Annotated in this window: 25 protein-coding genes and 1 tRNA gene; 23 read left to right on the top strand and 3 right to left on the bottom strand. The window is 55.5% G+C overall.

The genetic code is table 11. The features are described from left to right. Positions 1–51: 51 nt before the first annotated feature. Positions 52–717 (bottom strand): response regulator, encoded by a 666-nt coding sequence (locus tag ACFO3S_RS20825; RefSeq protein WP_378100015.1) that lies wholly within the window; start codon positions 715–717, stop codon positions 52–54. 201 nt (positions 718–918) lie between these two features. On the opposite strand from ACFO3S_RS20825, the gene ACFO3S_RS20820 reads away from it, so the two are divergent. The 11 genes from ACFO3S_RS20820 (at position 919) to ACFO3S_RS20770 (ending at position 12,981) form a co-directional block, all read left to right on the top strand. Further along, positions 919–2,052 (top strand): HD-GYP domain-containing protein, encoded by a 1,134-nt coding sequence (locus ACFO3S_RS20820; protein ID WP_378100013.1) that lies wholly within the window; start codon positions 919–921, stop codon positions 2,050–2,052. A gap of 76 nt (positions 2,053–2,128) precedes the next feature. Further along, positions 2,129–2,204: transfer RNA gene (locus tag ACFO3S_RS20815), tRNA-Thr, on the top strand. Between the two features lie 261 nt (positions 2,205–2,465). Next, positions 2,466–3,509, top strand: coding sequence for a LacI family DNA-binding transcriptional regulator (locus tag ACFO3S_RS20810; protein WP_378100011.1), 1,044 nt, complete (start codon positions 2,466–2,468; stop codon positions 3,507–3,509). Positions 3,510–3,725: 216 nt separating this feature from the next. After that, positions 3,726–5,030, top strand: a complete 1,305-nt coding sequence (melA, locus tag ACFO3S_RS20805) for an alpha-galactosidase (protein ID WP_378100009.1) — start codon at positions 3,726–3,728, stop codon at positions 5,028–5,030. 60 nt (positions 5,031–5,090) lie between these two features. Beyond that, positions 5,091–6,389, top strand: a complete 1,299-nt coding sequence (locus ACFO3S_RS20800; RefSeq protein ID WP_378100007.1) for an ABC transporter substrate-binding protein — start codon at positions 5,091–5,093, stop codon at positions 6,387–6,389. Positions 6,390–6,451: 62 nt separating this feature from the next. Next, on the top strand, positions 6,452–7,336 hold the full coding sequence (locus ACFO3S_RS20795; RefSeq protein WP_378100005.1) for a carbohydrate ABC transporter permease: 885 nt from the start codon (positions 6,452–6,454) through the stop codon (positions 7,334–7,336). A gap of 10 nt (positions 7,337–7,346) precedes the next feature. Then, complete coding sequence (locus ACFO3S_RS20790; RefSeq protein WP_378100003.1) at positions 7,347–8,174, top strand: carbohydrate ABC transporter permease; 828 nt, start codon at positions 7,347–7,349, stop codon at positions 8,172–8,174. 36 nt (positions 8,175–8,210) lie between these two features. Next, positions 8,211–9,419, top strand: a complete 1,209-nt coding sequence (locus tag ACFO3S_RS20785) for an MFS transporter (RefSeq protein WP_378100001.1) — start codon at positions 8,211–8,213, stop codon at positions 9,417–9,419. 12 nt (positions 9,420–9,431) lie between these two features. Continuing rightward, the gene (locus ACFO3S_RS20780; RefSeq protein WP_378099999.1) at positions 9,432–10,367 is read left to right on the top strand and encodes a carbohydrate kinase family protein; all 936 of its coding nucleotides are present in this window, start codon (positions 9,432–9,434) and stop codon (positions 10,365–10,367) included. Positions 10,368–10,516: 149 nt separating this feature from the next. Next, entirely contained in the window at positions 10,517–12,061 is a 1,545-nt protein-coding gene (locus ACFO3S_RS20775) for a DUF5123 domain-containing protein (protein WP_378099997.1), read from the top strand. 194 nt (positions 12,062–12,255) lie between these two features. Further along, the gene (locus tag ACFO3S_RS20770) at positions 12,256–12,981 is read left to right on the top strand and encodes a PsbP-related protein (protein ID WP_378099995.1); all 726 of its coding nucleotides are present in this window, start codon (positions 12,256–12,258) and stop codon (positions 12,979–12,981) included. A 25-nt stretch (positions 12,982–13,006) separates the two neighbouring features. Here the strand turns inward: ACFO3S_RS20770 and ACFO3S_RS20765 are convergent, their stop codons facing one another. Continuing rightward, a complete protein-coding gene (locus ACFO3S_RS20765) occupies positions 13,007–13,558 on the bottom strand; it encodes an ImmA/IrrE family metallo-endopeptidase (RefSeq protein WP_378099993.1) in 552 nt (183 codons plus the stop codon). An 80-nt stretch (positions 13,559–13,638) separates the two neighbouring features. Continuing rightward, the gene (locus ACFO3S_RS20760) at positions 13,639–14,037 is read right to left on the bottom strand and encodes a helix-turn-helix domain-containing protein (protein WP_378099991.1); all 399 of its coding nucleotides are present in this window, start codon (positions 14,035–14,037) and stop codon (positions 13,639–13,641) included. A gap of 263 nt (positions 14,038–14,300) precedes the next feature. Between ACFO3S_RS20760 and ACFO3S_RS20755 the strand changes: the two genes are divergently transcribed. The 12 genes from ACFO3S_RS20755 (at position 14,301) to ACFO3S_RS20700 (ending at position 23,431) form a co-directional block, all read left to right on the top strand. Then, positions 14,301–14,867, top strand: coding sequence for a sigma factor-like helix-turn-helix DNA-binding protein (locus tag ACFO3S_RS20755; RefSeq protein ID WP_378099989.1), 567 nt, complete (start codon positions 14,301–14,303; stop codon positions 14,865–14,867). Between the two features lie 108 nt (positions 14,868–14,975). Further along, a complete protein-coding gene (locus tag ACFO3S_RS20750) occupies positions 14,976–15,821 on the top strand; it encodes a gp17 family tail completion protein (protein WP_378099987.1) in 846 nt (281 codons plus the stop codon). A gap of 14 nt (positions 15,822–15,835) precedes the next feature. After that, positions 15,836–16,021 (top strand): hypothetical protein, encoded by a 186-nt coding sequence (locus ACFO3S_RS20745; RefSeq protein WP_378099985.1) that lies wholly within the window; start codon positions 15,836–15,838, stop codon positions 16,019–16,021. Position 16,022: 1 nt separating this feature from the next. Further along, positions 16,023–17,471, top strand: a complete 1,449-nt coding sequence (locus ACFO3S_RS20740) for a phage tail sheath family protein (protein ID WP_378099983.1) — start codon at positions 16,023–16,025, stop codon at positions 17,469–17,471. Positions 17,472–17,486: 15 nt separating this feature from the next. After that, positions 17,487–17,894, top strand: coding sequence for a phage tail tube protein (locus ACFO3S_RS20735; RefSeq protein WP_378099981.1), 408 nt, complete (start codon positions 17,487–17,489; stop codon positions 17,892–17,894). 19 nt (positions 17,895–17,913) lie between these two features. After that, positions 17,914–18,318: a phage tail assembly chaperone gene (locus ACFO3S_RS20730; RefSeq protein WP_378099979.1), complete on the top strand. Its 405-nt coding sequence runs from the start codon at positions 17,914–17,916 to the stop codon at positions 18,316–18,318. Between the two features lie 171 nt (positions 18,319–18,489). After that, positions 18,490–19,854 carry a hypothetical protein gene (locus tag ACFO3S_RS20725; RefSeq protein ID WP_378099977.1) on the top strand — a complete coding sequence of 455 codons (1,365 nt, stop codon included), beginning with the start codon at positions 18,490–18,492 and terminating at the stop codon, positions 19,852–19,854. Between the two features lie 22 nt (positions 19,855–19,876). Beyond that, positions 19,877–20,503 carry a LysM peptidoglycan-binding domain-containing protein gene (locus ACFO3S_RS20720; protein WP_378099975.1) on the top strand — a complete coding sequence of 209 codons (627 nt, stop codon included), beginning with the start codon at positions 19,877–19,879 and terminating at the stop codon, positions 20,501–20,503. Continuing rightward, positions 20,500–21,465 (top strand): XkdQ/YqbQ family protein, encoded by a 966-nt coding sequence (locus tag ACFO3S_RS20715; RefSeq protein ID WP_378099973.1) that lies wholly within the window; start codon positions 20,500–20,502, stop codon positions 21,463–21,465. Before ACFO3S_RS20720 ends, ACFO3S_RS20715 begins: the two co-directional genes overlap by 4 nt. Next, positions 21,458–21,877, top strand: coding sequence for a hypothetical protein (locus tag ACFO3S_RS20710; RefSeq protein WP_378099971.1), 420 nt, complete (start codon positions 21,458–21,460; stop codon positions 21,875–21,877). Before ACFO3S_RS20715 ends, ACFO3S_RS20710 begins: the two co-directional genes overlap by 8 nt. Beyond that, positions 21,870–22,319 carry a DUF2634 domain-containing protein gene (locus tag ACFO3S_RS20705; protein WP_378099969.1) on the top strand — a complete coding sequence of 150 codons (450 nt, stop codon included), beginning with the start codon at positions 21,870–21,872 and terminating at the stop codon, positions 22,317–22,319. The genes ACFO3S_RS20710 and ACFO3S_RS20705 overlap by 8 nt, the downstream gene beginning before the upstream one ends. Beyond that, entirely contained in the window at positions 22,319–23,431 is a 1,113-nt protein-coding gene (locus tag ACFO3S_RS20700) for a baseplate J/gp47 family protein (RefSeq protein ID WP_378099967.1), read from the top strand. Before ACFO3S_RS20705 ends, ACFO3S_RS20700 begins: the two co-directional genes overlap by 1 nt. The last annotated feature ends 7 nt before the right edge of the window (positions 23,432–23,438 follow it).

Here is a 23,438-nt window from a genome sequence, read left to right as displayed (position 1 = left end):
GGTGTCTTCTCTATTGTAACTTCGGCGGGCGAACGGGCCCAGTGACGCCGGTCATATGACCGTCATGTCTTTCAGCCAGATGACGGCTTGCGTTCGGTCGTTGGTGCCGATTTTGTCATAGATGGCGCTGATATAATTTTTGACCGTGCCTTCGCTCATGAAGAGGAGCTGGGCGATCTCCCGGTTGTTGCGGCCCTCCACCATCAGGGCGATGATGCTCATCTCCCGATTGGTGAACTTCAGATCGGCGGTACGGCCCCGCGAACGGAGGGAGGGCGGCTTGCCGGGCATAGGCGCGGGCTCGGACAGCTTCGCCGCCAGCTTGGCGGCGATGGCCGAGGGAAGCATGAGCTCTCCCTGCGCCGCGTCCCGGATCGCCTGAAGCAGCTTCTCGGTCGGAATGTCCTTCAATAGAAATCCGACCGCGCCGCTGGCAAGAGCCTCGATAATATATTCGTCTTCGTCGAATGTCGTCAGCACGAGAACTTTCGTGTTCGGGGACTCGGCGCGCAGCTTCTTGACCGCCTCGATTCCGTTCATGACGGGCATGCGGATATCCATCAGCACCAGGTCCGGATGGTGAATCGCGACCAGGCTGCAGGCTTCTTCGCCGTTCTCGGCCGTGGCGATCACCTCGATATCGTCCTCCAGTTGGAGAATCGTTTGCAAGCCGTCTCTCATCAGCGACTGATCGTCGGCTATCAATACTTTAAGCATGCGAGCGTTCACCCCTTCATTTCCATTATAGTGCAACATTCTCATTTGAACAGATAGAGACCCGAACGTTGGCGTCTCTATTTTCAAAGACATGACGGAACCCGTGACAGGGGTCACTGGTCATATGACGCGATGTTCCTATACGATTAGGCCATGGGGCACGCTCAGAACGCCCCGCAAGTCGAAAAAGGAGTGTACAGCATGATCATTATGCATACTAGCCAATGTCGTCCAGGGATGAAGCTGGGGCGTTCGATCTATACGGAGCAAGGCCACGTGCTGGCGGGGAGAGGGTTCGTGCTAACGGAGCATGCGATTAGAAGGCTTCAGCAGTTAGGAATGCCCTATCTTCACATCGAGGAGCAGGGGACCGAGGATATCGCTCCCGATCAAGCGATTCGCGACGAAACGGTGATCGTCCTTCACGGAGCGCTTACTCACGTCATGGAAGAATTGCTCGGCAGCGGCAAGGAAAAGCTGTCCCAGAGCGTCGTTCGTTTCGTCTACGATTCGGCGAAGCTGCTGGTGGAGGATCTGAAAGCGCGACGGAACGATCCCAGCCTGCCCGTGCATCTGTCGACGACGTTAACGGACGGGGACAAGCAGCACTTTCTCGAGCATGCAATCAATGTCGGCGTATGCGCGACGCGCCTCGGCCTGGAGGAAGGGCTGGCGGGCGAGGAGCTGCATGCGCTGGCGATCGGCGCGATGCTGCACGACGTGGGCAGACTGCTGCTTCCGGGCGGCCTCAGCGCTCGCGTCACGCAGAACGATCAAGCCTATATGAAGCATGCCGAGTTGGGCTACAAGCTGCTTCGGGACAGCGGCTTCCCGATCATGGCCGCCCACTGCGCCTTATTCCATCACGAGAGATTGGACGGCAGCGGCTATCCGTTCGGGCTGGAAGGGAGAAAAATCCACCCGTATCATCAGTGGATCAGCATCTTCGATATGTTCGATACGCTGGTGAACGGCCGAGGCAGCGGCTCGCCGATGCTGCCGCACGAAGCGCTGGAGGTGCTCTACGGCGGGGCAGGGTCCTTGTACGACATGGACAAGGTGTGCAAGCTTCGCGACAATATGGCGCTGTTCCCGAGGGGGATGACGGTTCGTCTCAGCACGGGAGAGATTGGCGTCGTATCCGCTCTTCACGCCGACAGCAAGCAGCGCCCGATCATTCGCGTTATCCGCTCCTCTCAGGGAGAGCTGCTGACCAAGCCGTACGAGGTCGATCTGAAGCGCCAGCTGCATCTGATGATCAGCGCCGTCGGCAGCGAGGACGCAGGGATGGAACAGCGGGAGGAACGATCCAACAAAGTGTTTCACGTCGTCTAATTCGGGGCATCCATAAAAATCCAGTCGAAAATCGCTTGACTTTTGTCCCCGGAATGACTAAGATAATAAAGGATTTGCTGATGTAGCTCAGCTGGTAGAGCAACGCATTCGTAATGCGTAGGTCGGGGGTTCGAATCCCTTCATCAGCACCACTAAATAAATCCTTTAACGGCGCGTTCCCGGATTATAGCGGGTGCGCGTTTTTTAGTTTCTTAACGAACAGCCGCCGAGCGAAGACAACGAGCGGCGCGAGTATATAAGGGATTATCACCTCCGACATAAACGTTATCCCGCCGATCCTAAGGACGGCGTAAGCCGTTTAGGCTTGTTTGGTTTACCGTTTGACAGGTGAGGTCTATTTTCGTTATGATGAAGAAGCTTGATTTGGGCCCAAAAAACGAGGCGGTGAAACGGTGGCTACGTTAAAAGATATTGCCGAAAAGGTGGGCGTCTCGATATCGACCGTATCGCGGGTGCTGAACAACGATGACAGCAAGATCGTGAACGCCACGACGAAGGAAAAGATCTTAGCTGCGGCCAAGGAGCTTGGCTATCGAACGAGCGGGTGGTCCAGGCGTTCGGTTGGAGACGGGGGCGCCAAGCCGGCCCCGACCAAGCGCGCCGGCTGCATTATTTCGCTCCCTCAGGAAAACTACTCGTATCCTTACTTTTCGCATGTGTTAAAAGGCATAGAGAAAGGCCTGTCCGACAGAGGGTACGGCCTGGCTTTCATTCATACGAGAGACGAGCTCCGGGATCCTTCCGTGCAGCAGCAGATCATTCAGGACAGCCAGGTAGACGGAGCGGTCATTATTGAAGGCATCGATCCGCCGATCTACGAGGCGCTAAAGAAGCATATCCCGATTGTCGTCGGCATCGACGTGAATGACCCGACCATTCCGACCGTATCCTATGACCGGGTTTCGGCTTCCCAAGCGGCGGTCAGGCATCTGATCGGGCAAGGCCACCGGAAGATCGGCTTTATCGGCGGTCTGGGGCTGTCCGGTGACATGTCCCGCGAGAAGCGGTTCCGGGGGTATCGCTACGCCTTGCTCGAAGCCGGCATCGAGCCGGTGGAGAAGTGGATTCTGAACGCCGAATGGCAGATCGAGACCAGCTTCGAGCTGATGAGCCGGCTGGTGCGGGAGCCGCTGGCCGAACTGCCGACGGCGTTCTTCGTGGCCAGCGACGTTATGGCTATGGCGGCGATGCGCGCCGTGACGGAAGCCGGGCTGCGAGTGCCGGAGGATATCGCATTTTTTGGAGTGGACAATATCGACATCTCGCAATATACGTCCCCTCCGTTGTCAACGATTCATGTTCCCAAGTACGAGATCGGCCTGACGGCAGCCTATTTGTTATCCGATTATTTGGCCGGACGGCTCAGCTTTCCGATTAAGGCGCTGCTCCCTTACGAATTGAAAATCAGAGGCTCTTCGACGTTGCCCAAATCATAGGCCCAAACCATCGGGCTCCGACGTAGAGCGAGCAAAGAAAACCGTTTTCCCTGCGCGGGGAAGGCGGTTTTCTTTGCGTTATTCCGGGGAACGGATTTCTCGTTGACATTTTTGCCCCAAAAGAAGTAAGATGAACTTAGAAAACTTTGGGCTAAAATTTCTGAAATTTTGATCTTATTTTGGGCCCAATAAAATGAGGCGTAAAGGAGCAGGGACATGAACAAAGTGACGATTATAGGCGCAGGCAGCAGCTTCACCAAGGATATCGTCGTGGATATGATCAACATTCCGAATCTGGGGGACGAGGTGACGGTCGGCCTGATCGACCTGGATCCGGTGCGGTTGGATCTGGCCAGGCAGCTGGTAGAGAAGGTTGTGTCCTTCGCGGGAAGAAGCTGGAACGTCGTCGCTTCTACGGATCGCAAGGAAGTGCTGCCCGACTCGAGCTTCGTCATTAACCAGATCGAGGTGCACGGGCTGCAAACCGTCAAGTACGAATACGAGATTCCGTTGAAGTACGGCGTGAAGCAGTGCATCGGAGATACGCTGGGACCGGGCGGACTGTTCAAAACGCTGAGAACGCTTCCGGCCTGGCTGGAAATCGTTCGCGATATCGAAGTCTACTGTCCGGACTGCGTGATCCTGAACTACACGAATCCGATGTCTGCAGTGACGCTGGCGACGGTCAGAACGACGCAGATCCCCGTGGTCGGCTTATGTCATTCCATCCAGAATACGTCCGCGCAGCTTGCGAAGTATCTGGACGTTCCGTACGAGGAGCTGAAGTGGAGGGCCGGGGGCATTAACCATATGTCCTGGTTCTTGGAATTGTCCCGGAACGGACAGGATCTGTATCCCGAGCTTAAAGAGAGGATGAACGATCCCGAGCTTCTAAGGAAGGACCCGGTAAGACTGGATGCCATGAAGTATTTGGGCGCCTTCGTCTCCGAATCGAGCGGTCATTTCTCGGAGTATATTCCTTACTATCGCAAGCGCGAGGATTTGCTCGAACGGCATTGCGGAGTCGGCTACAACGGGGGAACCGGATTTTACGCCAACAATTGGCCGATCTGGAGAAAGGAGAACGACGAGCAGATTTTGCGCCGCATTTCCGGCGAGGAAGAAATCAGCTTCGAGTCCTCCAACGAGTACGCGGCCGTCATTATGGACGCCATAATCAATCATACGCCGAAGGTCATCTACGGCAATGTCGCCAACCGCGGATTAATCGACAATCTGCCGAACGACGGGGTCGTCGAGGTGGCCTGTCTGGTCGACCGCAACGGGGTTCATCCGACGCATTTCGGAAAGCTGCCGGAGCATCTGGCCGCGTTGTGCCGCAGCAATATGGCCTTCTTCGATCTGGCGGTGTCGGCCGTGCTGAATCGCGACAAGGAAGCCGCGCTGCATGCGCTGATGATCGACCCGCTGACGTCCGCGGTCTGCTCGCTCGAAGAAATCCAATCGATGTTCAACGAATTGTACGAAGCGGAGAAGCCTTACATCGCGGAGCTGCGTTAAACGTCGGCGATAAGGCGCTTCAAGAATGGATCATCTATTTTAATCGGGGGGTAACGTCTCATGAAAAAGACACTGGCATGGATTACGGTTCTATTGCTAACGGCGAGCATTGCGCTTGCAGGATGCTCCAACAGCGGCGATAGCGGCGCGAATACGGGAGGAGAGAGCGGAGAGCAGCCGGTCAAGCTCGTCTGGTGGGTTCACGAAAACCCTTCTTTCGTCGAAGCGAACAAAAAACTGATCGAGGATTACAAGAAAGTGAAACCCCATGTGACGATCGACCTTCAGGTGTTTCCGTACGATGCGTTCGTGCAAAAAATACGCGTGGCGATGAATACGAAATCGCCTCCGGATATCGTGCAAATGTTCGGCACTTGGGTGCGGGAATATACGAAGAACGGGCTGTTGGAGCCGGCGCCGAACGGAGCCGAGCTGGAAGCCGAAGTGTTTCCTGCAGCCATCGGCGGCTTTCAATACGACGGACAAGTGTACGGCGTTCCCCACGAGTTCAACATCGAGAACGGCGCTGCGCTGCGGTATCCGAAAATGTTCCAGGAAGCGGGCATCGACAAGGATCCGGCAACTTGGGAGGAATTGATCGAGGACGCCAAAAAATTAACCAAGCGCAACGGCGATAAAATTACCGTTCGGGGGTTGGATATTACCTCCAACGACAGCATCGTATTTTACTTCCTGGCGCTGATCCAGCAGCAGGGCGCCGATTTCTGGAACGAGGATCAGACCCAGGTCAGCTTCTCCACTCCGGAGGCCGAGAAGGCGATGCAGGAGCTGGTCGATCTCGTTAATGTGCACAAGGTCACCGACCTGTCCAAGCTGGGAACGCCTGACGAGCCTTACATGATTTTCTTTAAAGGCCAATCGGCGATGACGCCGGCGGGACCCTGGACGATCGCCGAAGGAATCAACACGTTTAACGTGCAGGACTTCGATTATATGCCGATTCCGTCCTTTACGGACCAACCGGCAGTATTCAGCTCCGAATCGGGATGGGGAGAGGTGGTATCGAAGCAAAGTCCGAACAGCCAGGCCGCCTGGGAGTTCGTTCAATTCATGATGGAGGAGGAGAACGCGCTCGCCTGGAATCTGCGCACCTCTTCCATTCCGGCTAACAAGCGGGTTGCCGAAGATCCGAAGTATCTGGAGAACGCGCCGCACGTTAAGGCGGCCGTGGAAGCTCTTCCGAACGGACGCTGGATCGGACCGCTGGCCGACCGGGACTATTTCTTCAAGGTCATCATCGATACGTATGCCGCGATTGCCCATAACAAGACGGGCGTTCAGGACGGTCTGAAGAAGGCGGAGGCGGACATCAACAAAATGTTGAAGGCCAAGCAGTAAGCGATGATGCGGGATCGGGAGGGGTTCGGACCTTCCGGTCCTCGATTGGAGGAGGTTCACAGATGTCGAAGCAGCTCGTGTCCGAGCGAAGGTTTATTTTCTTGTCGCTGGCGCCGATCGTTCTTTTGTTTGCGGTATTTTCCGTACTCCCGATCGGAATCGGCAGCGTGCTCATGTTTTTTGACTATTCTCCTTTATCCTCTGACGTTCCGTTCGCGGGCTTGAAGCATATTCGGGAACTGTTGGCCGACGAGCTGTTCTACCAATCGCTTCGCGTCACTTTCGTGTTTGTCCTGATTGCGATTCCGGCGAATATTGCGATCACGCTGATGATTGCTATAGGCATCAACAAGATTCGCAGCCGTTTCTGGAAAAACAGCTTTCGCACGCTGTTCTTTCTCCCCGCGATCGCGCCGCTGGCCGGTTCGGCGGTTATCTGGACGACGATGTTCAACGCGGACAGCGGAGTTGTGAACATGGCGCTTGGCCTGCTGGGGCTGCCCCCCGTCGATTGGCTGACGGATCCGTCCACGGCGCTTCTGTCGATTATCATCATGACGCTGTGGGCCGATGTCGGCTACAACATCGTGCTGTTCATGGCCGGGCTCGATTCCATCCCCGATTCTCTCTATGAAGCGGCGGAGCTGGACGGCGCCTCCCCATGGTATGTCTTCTGGAGCGTTACGCTGCCGATGCTCAGCCGCACGATGCTGTTCGTCTTCATCATGACAAGCATCTCGTATTTCCAGATGTTTCCCCAGTTCCAGATCATGACCAAGGGCGGTCCGCTGTATGAAACCTACGTTCTGGCGCTGAACATCTACGATCAAGCCTTTACGTATATGAACATGAGCTATGCGTCCGCCATGGCTTTCGCCATGCTGTTGATTATTCTCGTTCTGACTCTGATCCAGATGCGGATCGGGCGATCCCAATGGGAGCATTAAGGAGGGCGACATGCGGACGAAAAAACGAAGGTTGTCATATATGCTGATGTTTACGGCGTTGTTGTTCGGGTCGCTGCTGATGTTCGTGCCCTACTTGTGGATGATTCTGACCTCGTTCAAGAGCAATTCGGAAATTTTGACTGCCTCCCATCATCTGCTCCCGCAGCAGCCGACGCTGTCGGGCTATAAGAAGGTGCTGGGAGAGGTGCCCTTCTTTCGCTGGTTCCTCAACAGTCTGTCGACGTCGGCCATCGTCACGGTCGGCGCGATGTTCACGAGCGCGTTGGCCGGGTATATTTTCGCCAAGTTTCGGTTCCGCGGCAAGCGTCTGCTGTTCGTCGTCATTTTGGCGACGATGATGGTGCCTTTTCAAATCGTGATGGTTCCGACTTACGTCATCATCTCCAAGCTTAACCTGGTTAACGATCTGTCGGCGATCGTCATTCCTTATCTGGTCAGCGCGTTCGGGGTTTTTTTGGCTAAGCAGTTTATAGAGGCGATCCCGAGCGAATTGATCGAGGCGGCGCGGATGGACGGGGCCTCCGAGTTCCGCACGTTCTGGTCGCTCGTCATTCCGCAGATCAAGCCGGCGCTGTCGGCGCTCGCGATCTTCTCGTTCATGGCCGCTTGGAACAACTATTTGTGGCCGCTGATTATTTTGAACGAAGAGTCGAAAATGACCGTTCCGCTCGCGCTCGTGTTTTTCAACGGGCAGAACGTGGTGAACTACAACGTCGTCATGTCGGCTGCGGTGCTGATTATGATTCCGGTAGTGATCATCTTCCTGATCTTCCAGAAGCAATTCATCAAAGGGTTGACGATGACCGGCTTTAAATGAAGCGTCCGTCATCCGTGTACCGAGGGAGCTTGAGGCATGGCTATTCGCAAGGGCCGCCTGCCGCGGGATGCGGCCTTAACTTTGGGGATGCACGGCCTGTTCATATTCGGCAGCTCCGTATCCCTTACGTTCTTCAACATTTATTTTTTGCGGCTGAGCGAATCGTTCGCGCTTAATCTTGTCTATAACGCGCTGTTCTACGCGCTGACGCCGCTCGGCTTCTGGATCGGGGGAGGCATCGCCAAAAAATATGACCGGCTCCATACGCTGCGGATCAGTCTCATTCTTCACATGACGTTCTTCGCCCTGATTCTGACTCTCGGGGAAGGAATCGTCGGAGTCTACGGCGTGATCGCGCTGTGCCAAGGGCTGGCAGTCGGATTCTACTGGGCCGGCATTCTGGTGCTGCTGTACGATGTGTCGGCCAAGATGAATCGGGTCCGATATGTCGGAATCAGCACGGTGACCTTGACGGTGGCCGGTCTGATCGGACCGCTTGCGGGCGGGTGGCTGATCGGCGGGAGCATGAGCTTAACCGGCTACCTGTACGCATTCGGTTTGACGTTGACGGTTTTCGCGGCCGTATTCGTCCTCTCACTCTTTATCGGCAAACAGCCTTCGCGGCGTAGACGTTATTTGCTGGGGTTGACGCGGCTGATGGCGCGGCGGAATCCGCTGTGGGCGAGGCTGCTTGCGCTTTGGTTTTGCACGGGCTTTCTGGAGGGGCTTACGCTGTTCGTTCCGGCGCTGCTGCTCTATGAGGTGTTCGATCGTGAAAATATCGTCAGCGTTGCGCTGGCGGCGACCTCGCTTGTCTCGGTCGGGTCAAGCCTGTACATGTCCCGCCGGGGCAAGATGGAGCGCGCTTCCGTCTATATGCGCGTATGCTCCTTCGGCATCGCGCTGAGCGCCTTGGTTCTGTCCGGGGGGGCGGGGGCGGCGCGGACGCTTGCGTTTTTGTTCGTTGTTGCTTGTTTGAATCCGATCTATCACAATATGTTTGTTTCCCGTTTTTTTTCCGAGACGGACAAGCTTCCGTTGAAGGGCTCCTTTCGGGTCGAATCGGTGGTTCTATACGAAACCCTGCTGAACTTCGGCAGAGTCGTTCCGCTGGTCGTGCTTCTGCCGCTGGCCGATTCGCTTCGCGCGGACGCGCTATGGATCGCTTTCGCTTGCGCGGGGACTGTTCAAGGAGCGGCGGTGTGGCTGGCTTTTCGCAAGGAGAAACGGGAGGCGTATGAATAGGGAGGGAAGGTAATGAGCAAAATCGTGTACATTGTCGGGGAGTTAAACCCCGACGTGATCTTGTCCGGACCGGACGTGAAGCCGGAGCCTAACAAGGAGAAGCTGGTGGAGCGCTTCGAGCTGACGCTCGGATCTTCCTCGGCGATTACCGCCTGCGTCCTGGCCAGATTGGGGATGGTGGTGAAGTTTGTTTCCCTCGTGGGCAATGACGAGTACGGCCGTTTTTGCGTGGAACAGCTTAACGGGTACGGCGTTAACACGGATTGCGTGCGGATGACGGACCGGGAGAAGACGGGCGTCACCTTCTCGCTGTCCACGCCCGCCGATCGTTCGCTGCTCACTTATATGGGGACGATTCCTTTAGTGGAGCCGAGTCTGATTCCTCTGGGCGACATAGCCCGCGAGGCCGATCACCTTCATTTCGGCTCGTTTTTCCTCCAGGAAGGGATGAAGCCGCATTGGCTCGAGCTGTTTCGGCAGGCTCGGGAGAAGGGCGTCACGACCAGCTTCGATACCGGATACGATCCTCGCGAGCGCTGGGATCGCGAGATGATCGAGCCGCTGCTCGCTCACACCGATTATTTTATGCCGAGCGAGACGGAGGCCGAGCATATTTTCGGCACCTCCGATCCCGCAGAGCTGGCAAACCGCCTTCCAGCGAAGCGAGGGACTGTGGCCTTGAAGAGGGGAAGCAAGGGAGCCTCCTTGCTGGGGCCCTCGGGGGCATGGCTCGATGCGGGGGCGTTCCGCGTAGCGCCGATCGATACGACGGGAGCCGGAGATTCCTTTAACGCCGGATTTCTGTATGCGGCTTTGCATGGCGAGGCTGCTGAACAATGCCTTCGCTTCGCATCGGCATGCGGCGCATTGGCGACCCTTCGGATCGGGGGAGTTCAAGGAGCGCCTACGGCGGACGAAGTGCGGGAATTCATGGCTCTGCAGCGATGACGGACAGGCAGATTGGCGTTTGAACGCAGTGAAGATGCGGAAGGGAGGTGAGGCCACCGGAGGAAGGTTGGTTTCGAAAGCTGCTTGAATGATTTCTTGCAACTGGAAAGCCAGCACTAAAAAAATGAGAGAATGGGAGATGAATGAGGATGAAGAAGTGGATGGTTTGGCTTGCGGCCGTTATCGCGGTATTGGGCGTCTCTTCCGCCGCATCGTTGGAAGGGCGCTCTTACGCGGCCGGCACCGATTACTACGTATCGACGACCGGCAGCGACAGCAATGCGGGGACGAGCACGTCGACGGCCTGGAGAACGCTGCAGCATGCGGCAAATACGGTTCCTGCAGGCAGCACGGTACACATCATGGGAGGCGTATACAATCAGAAGCTGAGAATTACGCGATCCGGCTCCGCTGCGGCAGGCCCAATCACTTTCCGGAATTACGATTCGCAGACGCCGATTCTCGACGGAACGGGGCTAAGCGTAGCCTCGGAAGACAGTCTGATTGAGATTAGGGATGCCAGCTACATCGTCATCGACGGCTTCGAGATCCGCAATCTTCAGACGAGCACGAGAAACAGAGTGCCGATGGGAATTTTCGTCCACGGGGCGGGAAGCCACATCGAGATCCGCAACAACAAAATCCATGATATTAAAAATACGGCAGCGTTAACCTCCAGCCTGTCCGGGCGGGACGCGCACGGAATCGCCGTATACGGGACGAAAGCTCCCGCGTCCATAAATCAGCTGATCATAGACGGGAACGAGCTGTACAATCTGGTGCTGGGCTCCAGCGAATCCCTGGTTGTGAACGGCAATGTAGACACCTTCTACATTACGAACAATCTGGTTCACGACAACGACAATATCGGCATCGATCTGATCGGCTTCGAGGGCACGGCTCCTTCTCCGGCCTACGATCAAGCGCGCAATGGCATCGTTCGTGGAAATACGGTTTACAATATTACGTCGGTGAACAATCCCTCCTACGGACGGACGCTTCCGAACGATTCGTATGGGGCGGACGGCATCTACGTCGATGGGGGCAAGGACAGCCTTATTGAAGGCAACTTCAGCTACAACAACGATATTGGAATCGAGATCGCCAGCGAGCATGCCGGCCGATCGACCAGCGGGATTACGGTCCGCAACAATTTTGTCTACAACAACAATTACACGGGCATTGCGATGGGCGGGTACGACACCGAGCGCGGCTCAACGGAGAATTGCGTAATCGTAGGCAATACGCTGTACAAGAACGACACGAAGGGCTTAAACGGCGGCCAGCTACTCATTCAATACGATACGAAAAACAATATCGTGAAAAATAACATTATGGTGGCCAGCTCCAGCAATTATCTGTTCTATAACGATTACACGCTCAACAGCGGCAATATCATCGACTACAATCTGTACGATGCGCCAGGCGGTTCGTCCGGAGCGAAGTGGAGATGGAAAGGAGTTACGTATACCGGCTTTTCTGCTTATAAGGCAGCTAGCGGCAACGACGCCAATTCCTTGTTCGCCAATCCCGCCTTCGTGAATGCGGCGGCAGGAGATTTGCATCTGACGGCGTCCTCGCCGGCCATTAACGCAGGGATCGTCGATCTGTCCATTATCGGAGCAGACGATATTGACGGGGATCCGAGAGTCATCGGCGCGAGCGTCGACATCGGCGCGGACGAACGCTCGTAGTCTCGGATTCGCACGCCAACAGCGCGCTCCTCTTTCGGGGGCGCGCTATTTTCATTTCTGGAAGCGAAGGGAACACAGCCTAAAGAAATGCTTAAAAGGGTGTACGCCAGGGGGAAAATGCGGTAGGCTGGTCGGAGGTGCTCGAATAAGGGAATTTCTTCCTGAGCATTTAAATAGAGAGAGGGGATAGGAGAATGAAATCATCTGCAAAATGGTTAAGAATGTCCTTGTTTCTGGTTCTGTTGGCGTTGGCGCTGAGCGCTTGCGGAGGGAAGAACGACAAGGAGGGGGCGTCGTCCGCATCGCCGTCTTCGTCCGCATCTTCCGAGCCGTCGGAATCTCCGTCGGAATCTCCGTCGGAATCGCCATCCGAATCTCCGTCGGAATCGCCTTCTGCCTCCGAAAGCCCGTCCGCATCGTCATCGAACGAGCCGGCTGGAACTGCCGGAGACGTTCCGGAAGGGTACAAGCTTTTTGAGGACAAGATTCATGGCACGACGATTCAGTATCCGGAAGACTGGACCTTGCAGGAGGGCTTGATCGGAATCGCCGTATTCCTCGCTCCGCTGGAGGATGCCAACGATACGTTCAGAGAGAACATCAGCTTCATCGTTGAGGACTTGGGCGGCCAGGCCATTACGGCAGCCGACTATGTCGAGATTACGAAGGAGCAGCTCGGCTCCGGACAGCTGATCAGCGATTACGAGCTTGTGGACGAAGGCGTCGACACCGAAGACGGATCGGACGCGGCCTACCTGATGTACAAGGGCGTTCAAGGAGACAATGAACTGACCTGGATGCAGTCCGTGGAAGTGGTGGAAGGCAAAGCCTATGTCGTGACCTTCACCGCAACTCGCGACAGCTTCGATCAATATATCGATCAAGCGGCGGAGATCGCCGATTCCTGGACGCTTTACTAAACGAGCTTCCCGTCAAGCGCGGCCCCTAGCGGGCCGCGTTGTTCGCGTTCTCGGGAAGCCCCGATAGCGCTTCCTGCCGGATCGTTTCCTCCCATAGAATCGCCGCCAGCGTTCGCCGCTGGAGCTGCTCCAGCCTTTTGCGGGCCAGTTCGAACGTAACGCCGAAGTGCAGCGCGATCGTCTCGACCGCTTCGTCCATTCTGGCGGGGAGCTTCAAGTGTCTGAGCATGAAAAAAGGGATGGCGGCGTACAGGACGAATCGATTCGCTTCCGCCTCCTGGCCCTCGCAGAATAGCTTCGGCATAACCGTCTGATTGCCGGCATGTCTGAGCACGTGGCAGAGCTCATGCAGAAAATCCTCCCACTGGGCTTCTCTGTCCAGCCTCCGGTCGACCAGAATCGATCGCATTCCCATATAATCGAGCGCCCGGCTTGTGTCGTTCATGAAATGCACCCATACGTCGAGCCGCGAGGCGACCTCTTCCACGTTCAGCTGGCAAGGCGCCACGATTCCCGATTTGATCCATAAGTGCTCGACCCATTGCTCCAGCGGAGTTGTCCGATAATAGTTGTACATGGATTCGTCCTCGATTTTACGAATATATGTTCGCTTTTACCGCGAAAAGAAAAGCCCGTTCGGGCTCGCCGGTGCGCTTGCTAGTTCTGCCGGTCTCCGGGCTTGCGTCCCTTCTCCTTCTCCATGATGAATTCCCAGAACCGCCTCATCTCTTCCTTGCGTTCCTCCGGCGCGTTCAAATAATCCTTGAAAAACACGCCGTGCTCCGGATTGCTGATAAACTCCTCGAAAGCCGGATATTCGCGGATGCCGGGACTGCCGACCGCGTCCAGCGCCGCGTTGTCGGTACGGCCGAGCAAATAGTCCGTCGTCGTGCGGTAATATTCCGCGAAGCGCGCGAGCATCTCCGGATCCGGCTTACGGTCGTCCGACTCGTAGCGGGAGAGCTGGACGTTGCTGATACCGAGTCCGCGAGCGGCTTCCAGCTGGGTCTTGCCCCGTTTTTCCCGGCGTTCTCGAAGGCGGCTGCCAAGTGTCATTCCGATCTTCCTTCTGCAGTTAAGTTATATCCAGTATATCATATTTTCCAGAATGGTAAACCTTTAAATTTGCCGTTATGGTAAATAAGGGGTTGACATTGCCCGAATGGCAAATTATGATAGGCCTAACTCCTCTGAATGGGAACACAAGTTCTTGTTTATTGAAGAGGAGAAACGCAAATGGAGTCGGGAACGCCTGGTTAGGATTTTTTTGTTTTCTTAGTTTGCCAATTTGGCAAAAAAAATAAAAGGGGAGTGATTCCATGAAGATCAATCGCATGACGAACCTGGGAGCCGCAACGCTGGAGAGTTATATCGAGACAAGGCGGGAGCTTCTTCGCAAAGCGGACGAGCTGACCGTGCGAATCTCGCAGATGGAGCCCGTTCGTACGCTGGAGGAGATGGATGCGCTGCTCGCGGTGGACAGGGATCGCCGTCTCGTCATGGAGATGGTCGCCAGCTGCTCTTATGTCATCGAATGGCTGGAGACCGGGAGGAGGCCGGGCAGCCGGCGAGGCATCGAGCGGAGAGCCGGCTATCAGCGAGAGGTGCCGACCGATCCGGAAAGAATGCCCTCCGTTTCGATATGGGAGAGAGCGGAGCCGGAAAGCCGGAATGACGAGGCCGGCCGATTTCGCCTCGAGGTCGCCCTCCGCGGACTGACCGAACGCGAGCGAAGCTGCTACACGCTGGCCCATGGCGAATCCTTCTCTTACTCGGAGATCGCCGCCATGCTGAACATCAGCAAATCCAGCGTCGGCACCTACATCGTCCGCGCCCAGCGCAAGGTCGACGGCAACGTCGGCAGCATCCATATTCTCGTCGGCTAGACGGGTTGTCGTACGGTTGCCACTTAGGGGTGAGAGGAACATTTTGAATGACCAGGAGGTTGAAAACATGGCCATGATCTCATCTGCCTGCAGCCGTGAGGTGCTTCCATGAGGGCCGGCATCCGAGAGAGGCTGAGTCAGCGGATTCCGCTAATCGGCGGGCGCATCTTCGAGGCTCACGAATCGGCGCCGACCTTGGACAAGCCTTACATTCTTCTCATCCAAGGAACCGAGTCGACGGATACCGATTGGACGGGGATCAACACTTTGTTCGAATGCTGGCCCAGCGTATCGCAGCAGTCGGATTACTCCGAAGTGGACGAGCTGTCCGACCTGATCGTAGAGGCGCTGGACGGACAAGTTCTTCTCGACCCCGGTTCGCTGTCCGAGTTCGCCTGCCGGTACGAAGGCACCGTCGGCTCCGATAAGGCCGATGCCGATCGAGACGTCATTACAAGAGGTCTTCGATTTTCGGTGACGGGAGCTCGAAACGCTCAGGAGACGGTGCAGGACGATTGGCTGGACGCTCTATGCGGCTGGACGCTCGACAAGTTGGGAGATTCCCATTGGCAGGCCTACGGCGGCAGGTGGCCGACGAACTACGGTCGTCCTTCCGTCCTCTGGAGATGGGAAGGCATCGAGACGTTCGCGGGCGCCAGGGCTTCTACGATCGAGGTCCGCAAAAAGGCAATCGGACACGTGCTTGGACGAACGGTAAACGAGCAGGCGATAACGGCTGCCGCGCTTGCGCAAAGCTTGAGCGAGGCCGTGAAAATCCCGCTTGACCTGTCCGACCGCCGGTATTTGACCGTGCTTGCTCCGAACGTCGATCTAGCGCGGGATGCCATGACCGAGGGACAAATCCTTGTCACCTTAACGCGTAAAATCGAGCGTTATGCCGAGCAAGGTCCGCTAATGCGGGAAGTAAACTTTCAACCGAATCCAAATTCATGAACGAGGTGTTACGGATGGCAAACAAGAAAACGGCCGAGGCGGCATACCCCAGGGACGAGCTCATTCATCACGCGTCTCAGCTGTTCCAGGTCAGGCCTGAGGCTGTAGCCGGCGCGCTGCACTCCGCAGGCAAAAACGAATTTACCGTCGACGAGGCGAAACGCCTGGTCGGCCAATTTCTGAAAGGGAAGGTGCTGTAAGATGGCGGGAGGAACTTGGAGTACGACAGATCAACCGGTATTGCCGGGATTTTATATGACATTCCGGGCAGCGGCGACGGCCGCGATCCAGCCGGGAGCAAGGGGAACGGCGATCGTTCCGGTAAGGGCGCATTGGGGTCCGGTCAACGGCTTCGTGGAAATTGCGAGCGAAGCCGAAGCGGCGAACGCGTTCACGAGATCGGAAGCGGACGGAGCAACCGCATACCGCGCGATCAGATTGGCTCTGCTCGGCGGAGCGAAGAAGGTCATCGCCTACCGTCTGGCGGCAAGCGGCGCGGCCGCTTCCGAGCTGACTTTGGCGGATACGGCAGGAACGCCTGCGAATGTGCTGAAGCTGACGGCGAAGCACCCAGGCGCAAGGGGCAACGACTTCAAGGTAACGGTTCAGGTCAACGCCATCGACGCGGCGAAAAAGGATCTGAAACTGTTCGAAGGAACGACGCTTCTCCGTACGTTTACGTTCGACGGCGGCTCCATTCAAGCGGCGGCGGACGCCGTCAACGGAGATTCGAGCAACCTGTGGATCTCGGCCGAGAAATTGGCCGAAGGCAGCGGCGCGCTCGCCAACGTATCCGGCGTTTCGCTGAGCGGCGGCGATTCCGGAATTTCCGGTCTGGCGAATGCGGACTATCTCGATGCGCTGGCCGCTTTCGAGACGCAGGACTTTAACGTGATCGCCTTGGATGGCGTATCCGACTCGTCTCTTCACGCAAGCGTTGCGGCTTGGGTCAACCGTCTTCGCAACGAAGGCAAAGGCATTATTGCCGTGCTCGGCGGCTCGGCTGCGGACGATACGGCTGCGGATGCCGTTGCGAAGGCCATCGCTCGCAGCGCTTCCCTTAATCATGAAGGCATCGTTAACGTCGCGACGGGGGCCAAGCTTGGGGACGCAGTCTACAGCTCCGCTCAGATTGCCGCTTACGTTGCCGGCTTGATCGCAGGTCAGGGCCTCAGCCAGTCGGTCACTTACGCGCCGTCTCCGTTCGAGGACGTGACTCGCCGCTGGACAAGGGCGGAGCAGGAGCAGGCGGTTCGCGGCGGCGTTTTTCTGCTCGTTCACGACGGCCGTCTCGTTAAAGCGCTTCGGGGAATCAACAGCCTCGTCACGCTGCGCGAGGGCCAGAACAATCCATGGAAAAAAATCCGCACGATCCGCGTGATGGACAGCATCAACTCCGACTTGCAGCGGACGGCCGAGGATTCCTACATCGGCAAGGTGAACAACTCCGAGGAAGGCCGACTGGCCTTGATCAGCGCCTGCAAGCAATACATGCAGTCGCTCGCCCAAGCGGGCGTCATCGAAGCCGAAGGCTACGACGTATACGTCGATCCGGAATTCACGCCGGAACCGGACCAGGTTTTCCTGAAATGGGAAGCTCGTCTGACGGACGTAATGGAACAAATTTTCAGCACGTTTATCGTGCGATAAGGAGGAACGAGGAGCATGATGGATCCGACAAGAGCGATTCTCGGGACGTACGGGCAAGTGTTTATCGACGGGGTGTGGCAGACGAACATCAACAAGCTGGAAGCCTCTGTCGAGGTGGAGAAACGGGAGCTGAAGCTGGCGGGGATGGAATGGACCGTCCACAAGCTCGGCACGAAGAAAGGCACGGGCACGATGAGCGGCTACAAGGTGACCAGCGATATGATCAGCCGCGGCTTTGCGAAATTCAACATCATCAACAAGCTGTCCGATCCGGAATCCTACGGTTTCGAGCGCATCGAGCTGCTCAACTGCGTTCCAGACAAGATTCAGTTGGCGAACTGGACGGCCGGCGAGGAAGTCGCGGAGGAGACGGCGTTCACCTTCGAAGGGTATCGTCTGCTCGATCCGATCGTAGCGGGTTAAGAAGAGGAGGAACGTCCACATGTCATTCGAACAATTGACAGACGAACAGATTTTGCAGCGGCTTCTGGACGCCGACACGCTGCCCGAGAGAACGGTCCGCTTGGAGAGGCTGGACATTCCGGTGAAGCTGCGCGGGCTGACCGGCAAGCAGGTGTTCAGCATTCGCGAACGCTGCACCGAGCGGAAGGAGAAGCGCGGCCAGACGATCGAGCGCTTGGACGAGGAGCTGTTCAACGTGTCGCTGATCGCCGCTTCGACCGTTTCTCCCAACTGGGGAAATCCGCAGCTGCTGTCGAAATTCTCGGCCAGCGGCGCGGAGGAAGTGATCAAGCGCATTCTGCTGGCGGGGGAGATGTCCGCGCTCGGCGATGTCGTGCTTGACCTGTCCGGCTTCAATACGGAGCTGGAAGACGTAAAAAACTAATTCGATCCGGGGCGCTCGCCGGCCTGATTCACGCGTTGTGGGTTCGCCACCACCTGCGCCCCGGACAGTTCTGGAATCTCCCCCGAGGCGAGCAGCTGTTCCTGATGGCCAGCATGGAGCTCGAGTGGGAAGCGGAGAGAGCGATGTCGGCGAAGGAAGGAGGGTGATGGGATGTTGCTAAAGAAGGATAATGAACAGGGCTCGGGTAGTAATGCAGGTTCTTCCATAAAAGATCAATATTTACACAATTCTGCTTTACAAATGGAAAAGTATAGAAAGTTGTGGACTCTGAATTCGAAACTAATGTCGGTACCATCTCCATTATCATCTCCTTTCTCTACTTATGGTTTTTATGGAGGAACCTCACGCCCCCCCTCGCCTGAGATTGATGGAGAGGGAGGAGGAAGTCAAGAGAATAAATCCTTAACGAGTAAAATATTTGATATTACTGGAATTATAGGGAGTAACAAAAATTATGTAGAAGGACTCGCCATTGCTGCTAATAGTCTAAAGTCTGCCGTTGATTGGAAGAACGCTGATCGTTCTTTGGGAGGGGTACCACCATCACTTGGTTGGATTTATAACCAGAAAGCCCTACCGTTTTTTAAATATAGCGGTGCGGTCACTAAGGCTTTTAGTGTTATTAATCCAATGGTCGCTGGGGTGAGCTTCGCGACAGCCCAAAATGACGATCAAAAGAGAGCGGTCATAAGCAGTATAATTGGAAGCACCTTGTTAGGATGGGTAGGTCAAACTTTAATTCCAATTCCAGGGGTCGGGTACGCTGTGGGTAGTTTTGTTGGAAGCCTTGCAGGAGAAAATGTTGGCAAAAACTTCAATAGCATAAGCGACGCTGTTTCGGATGCATTCCGAATGTATGGTGAAGGAAACCTAATGGCTGCCGAAGGTAATATCGCGCTAGTGAACAGTATTAGAGACGGTGTTGTGAATGGATACCGAATGGCAGGTGAAGGAAACCTAATGGCTGCCGAGGGTAATATCGCGCTAGCGAACAGTATTAGAGACGCTGTTGCGAATGGATACCGAATGGCAGGTGATGGTCTAAATTCAGCATGGAATAACATTAGACGAATTTCATGGAATGACGTGGGTAACGCTATTTCGGATGGAGCGAAAGATATTTGGAATAATGCAACTAATGCATCTAACTGGAACATTATTAAGTGGATGGGATATAGCGGTAATGAGAGGGTGTCAAATTCGCCTTCAACACCAGATATGGGAAGAATTCCCCTTAATAATGAAAGATTAACGTTTCAAGAGATTCTAGCAATAACTATGCCCCATAGGAGCCCATTTTACCCTATAGGGGGACAGCCGGAATCATCAGTCCCGAAAATGCAAGGCCAACCACCAATAAATATTTCTTTATCTCCTGGAGCTGTACAGCTTTCTTTATCTTCAAATGAGCTTGATTATGATGATCTATCTAACAATATTGGAATCAGAATTACTAAAGCTATTCAACAAGCCTTAGCTAATAGAACTGGTGGATCAGGTAGACCCGCTTTCTAGTTGTATTAAAGGGGGCATTTAAGTGGAATTTCGAATCAGAGATGTCGTAGATGGAGATTTTGTTTTTCCTGTCAATCCTGAAGAAGTCTCTATTAGAAGAAACCGGCAATATGAGACTGTAAGTCTCATTGGTCTTGGAGAAGTCGATCTCGCACAGGCGGAACGGATCAAAGAAATTTCATTTTCTTCTTTTTTTCCAAGGGAGTTCGATGAGAGGTTCTGTAGGGGAAAATCAGATAGTTTACTACCATCTCAAGTAGCCATGAATCGTTTGACTGCTCTTTTAATAAAGAAACGTCCCGTTCGCCTAATCATATCAGACACAATTATAAACACTCCAGTCTATGTTTCTTCTCATCATTCAACTCTAAGAGGAGGGGAGCCTGGAGATATATACTTTGAGGTGACTTTTCGAACTTGGCGGGATATTAAAGTACAGACTTCAGGAAAAAGTAAGGCGGCTTCGAGGATTGACATGAAACCTGTACCCAAAATCTACATGGTCAAGCCGGGCGACACGCTAACGGCGATAGCCAAGAGGGAGCTGGGAAGCAGCTCGAAGTGGCCCGATATCTACAACGTCAACACGAAAGTGATCGGGCGCGACCCAAACCTGATCAGACCCGGGCAGAAGCTGGTGATGCCATGAGCTACGAGGTTGTATACGCCAATCGGTACGATCTGACCCAGTTGATCGAGGAACTTTCCCTGGAGGAATCGCTCGACGAGATCGCGTACTGCGCCAATATGAAGCTGGTCGTGACTCCGGACATGCCTATGATTTCTCCGGGTCAAGAAATTCGTGTCTCCGGTATCCCTTTCGGAAGCGCGAAGAAGGAAGTACTGCTGAATCCTGGCGTCGTATGGGAATGTCACAGCTCAAACTCGGGCCTCAAGCATCTCAGCGTCACCGCTTACGAGAAGACAATCTATCTGGCCAAGTCCGACGATGAACGTCTTATGCCAGCGGGGCAGACCGCAACCGAACGGATTAAGCAATACGCCAAGGAATGGGGAATTCCCGTAGGCAACATAGCAGACACCCGTATCAAGCTTGCCAAAAACATCAAGCGTACGCAAACGATTCTTTCGATGATTATGGAAGACTTGAAGGAGACTGCCGATAAGGGCGGAGCGATGTACCGGACAAGGATGACTGAGCGGGGGCTGGAACTGGTCGAAATCGGCAGCAATCCGATCGTCTGGGAGCTGACCGCGATCGAAGAGATGACCCAAAACCGGACGCTCGAAGGAGCAATTACACAGGTCAAGGTAATCGGTCCGCAGGAAAGCGAGAACTGGGTGTCCAAGACGCTCGCTCTGGAGAAAAAGGATACGGAGAAATACGGCACGCTGCAAAAGCTGATTATGGACAACAGGGTGGAAACGGTGGAGCAGGCGAAAAAGGTTGCGGCCAAAACGCTGCTCGGCCTGCAGGAAACCGTGTCGCTCACGGCCCTGGACATCAATACGATTCGCGCGGGGGACCGGGTTCGTCTGGACGAATGGGAACTGATCGTTACGCAGGTGCGCCATCAGCTTGGTTATCCGGGACGTATGGAGCTTGAGTTGGCCGCGGAAGGCAAAGTCAGGAGGGATTTCGGTGGCTGATCCGTTCAAAAGCTTGGTCGCGACTCTCGATAGCCGGTTTTCCGGCATTGCGGCCAAGTCGTTATCGGGAGTGCCTTCAGAGCTTGGCACGATTACGGGAACGGGCGTGAAGTTGGATTCCTTCAAATATGAAATTCCGGATTACTACGTTGCCGACTGGGTGGCGGAGCTGGAGCTGCCGGCCTTTTCCCTGGTTGGCACAATGATCGCTCCGGTGGATGAGGCAGGCAACCCGTTAGGGGGCGGCGCTCCCTCTCAGCGGACGCGTTTTGATTTTGACGAGACGAAAATAGGCGAAGTGCGGCTGAATTGGTCTGCCGGGATCAAGCCCGGAGACCGCGTGCTGGCCGTTCCGGTGAACGGCGGCAAGGATGCCGTCATCGTCTGCAAGGTGGTGAGCTCGAATGGCTAATTTATTTCCGACGGAATTGCCGGCGGAGGAGCCGGAGGAATTGGCGGAACCCGGCGTGTTCTTCGGACGGAGCTGGCGCTTCGATTTCGAAGCGGGAGAATTCGTCACGACGCCGACCGGCAAGGTCGCCGTTAGCGAAGGCAAGGATGCGTGGGTCGAATGGTGCAAGAAAGCACTGCTGACCGAGCGATATCGGCATCTCGTCTACTCTCGCGACTACGGCCAAGAATTCGAAGATTTGATTCGTTCCGGGCTGCCTCGTTCTGCGATCGAGATGGAGATCCAGAGAATCGCGACCGAAACGCTGATGAGCGATCCCCGTACCGCGAGCGTTGACGATTTTGTGTATGAATGGTCGGGGGATAGCTGTCACTTCAGCTGCATTGTCTCCAACGTTCACGAAGAAACGGCGGAAATTCAAGGAATGGCGGTGAATGTGTAATGGCGGCGATGCCGGAATTTTTGCAGGATCAGACGGAAGAGGCCATTATGTCGAGAATGCTGGAACGCGTGCCGGCCGATCTCGACAAGTCGGAAGGCTCGTATATTTGGGACTCTTTGTCTCCTGCGGCTTACCAGTTGTATAGAGCATCCGAATGGGCGCGAGAGGTGCTGGGTCGGGGCTTTGCAAGGACGACGTTCGGCCCGTATTTGAGAATGCGGTGCGAGGAGCACGGCGTTCTTCCGCGGCCAGCCGTTGCGGCCGCCGGGGCCGTTGTCATGACGGGGAGCGCGGGAGCGGCCGTTCCGCTCGGGTCCAGGGTGGCGACTCCGGCTGATGAGATGACGGAGACTTCGTCGATCGAGTACGAAACGACGGAGGCGGCCGTTTTGGACAGCCAAGGCAAAGCGGTCATTCCGATCCGGGCGGTCGAGCCAGGCAGTCGCGGCAACGTTCCGATCGGCGCGGTCAGCTTGCTCGTCCAGCCTATCGCGGGCATAACGGGAATTACGAATACGGCGGCGGTTACCGGAGGAGCGGACGAGGAGTCCGACGAATCGCTGCTCGCTCGGTATCTGTTGAAGGTGCGTCAGCCGGGTACAAGCGGCAACCGGGCCGACTATCAGCAATGGGCTCTGGAAACTCCGGGAGTAAGCCGGGTTCAGGTCGAGACATTATGGAACGGTCCGGGAACAGTCAGGATCTATGTGCTGGACGATAATAAGAGAGCCCCCGGCCAGACGATCGTGGACGCAGTGCAGCAGCATATTTCCCCCGTTGCCGGCCTAGGAGAAGGCAAAGCTCCGATCGGCGCTGCGGTAACGGTCGAGGCGGCGGTCGAAGTGCCGCTTAACATTGAAGCCAAGTTGACGTTGGCCAGCGGATCGACTTTGGAGCAGGCTCGGGAAGATTTCGAAGCGGGCCTGGCCGACTATTTGGAGCAGCTCGCTTTTGTCGATTCGCTCGTTCGTTACAACCGAATTTCGGCGATCCTGCTGGATATTCCGCGAATCGTCGATTACGAAAATCTGAAAGTGAACGGCGGCGGCGAAAATATCGATCTATCGCTGGGCGAGGTCGCTGTGATCGGGACGGTGAGCCTGATTGAATAGCTATACG

It is taken from the genome of Cohnella hongkongensis (assembly GCF_042654645.1).
GTDB classification, from domain to species: Bacteria; Bacillota; Bacilli; order Paenibacillales; family Paenibacillaceae; genus Cohnella; species Cohnella hongkongensis.
This window is presented reverse-complemented; position numbering and strand designations above follow the sequence as displayed.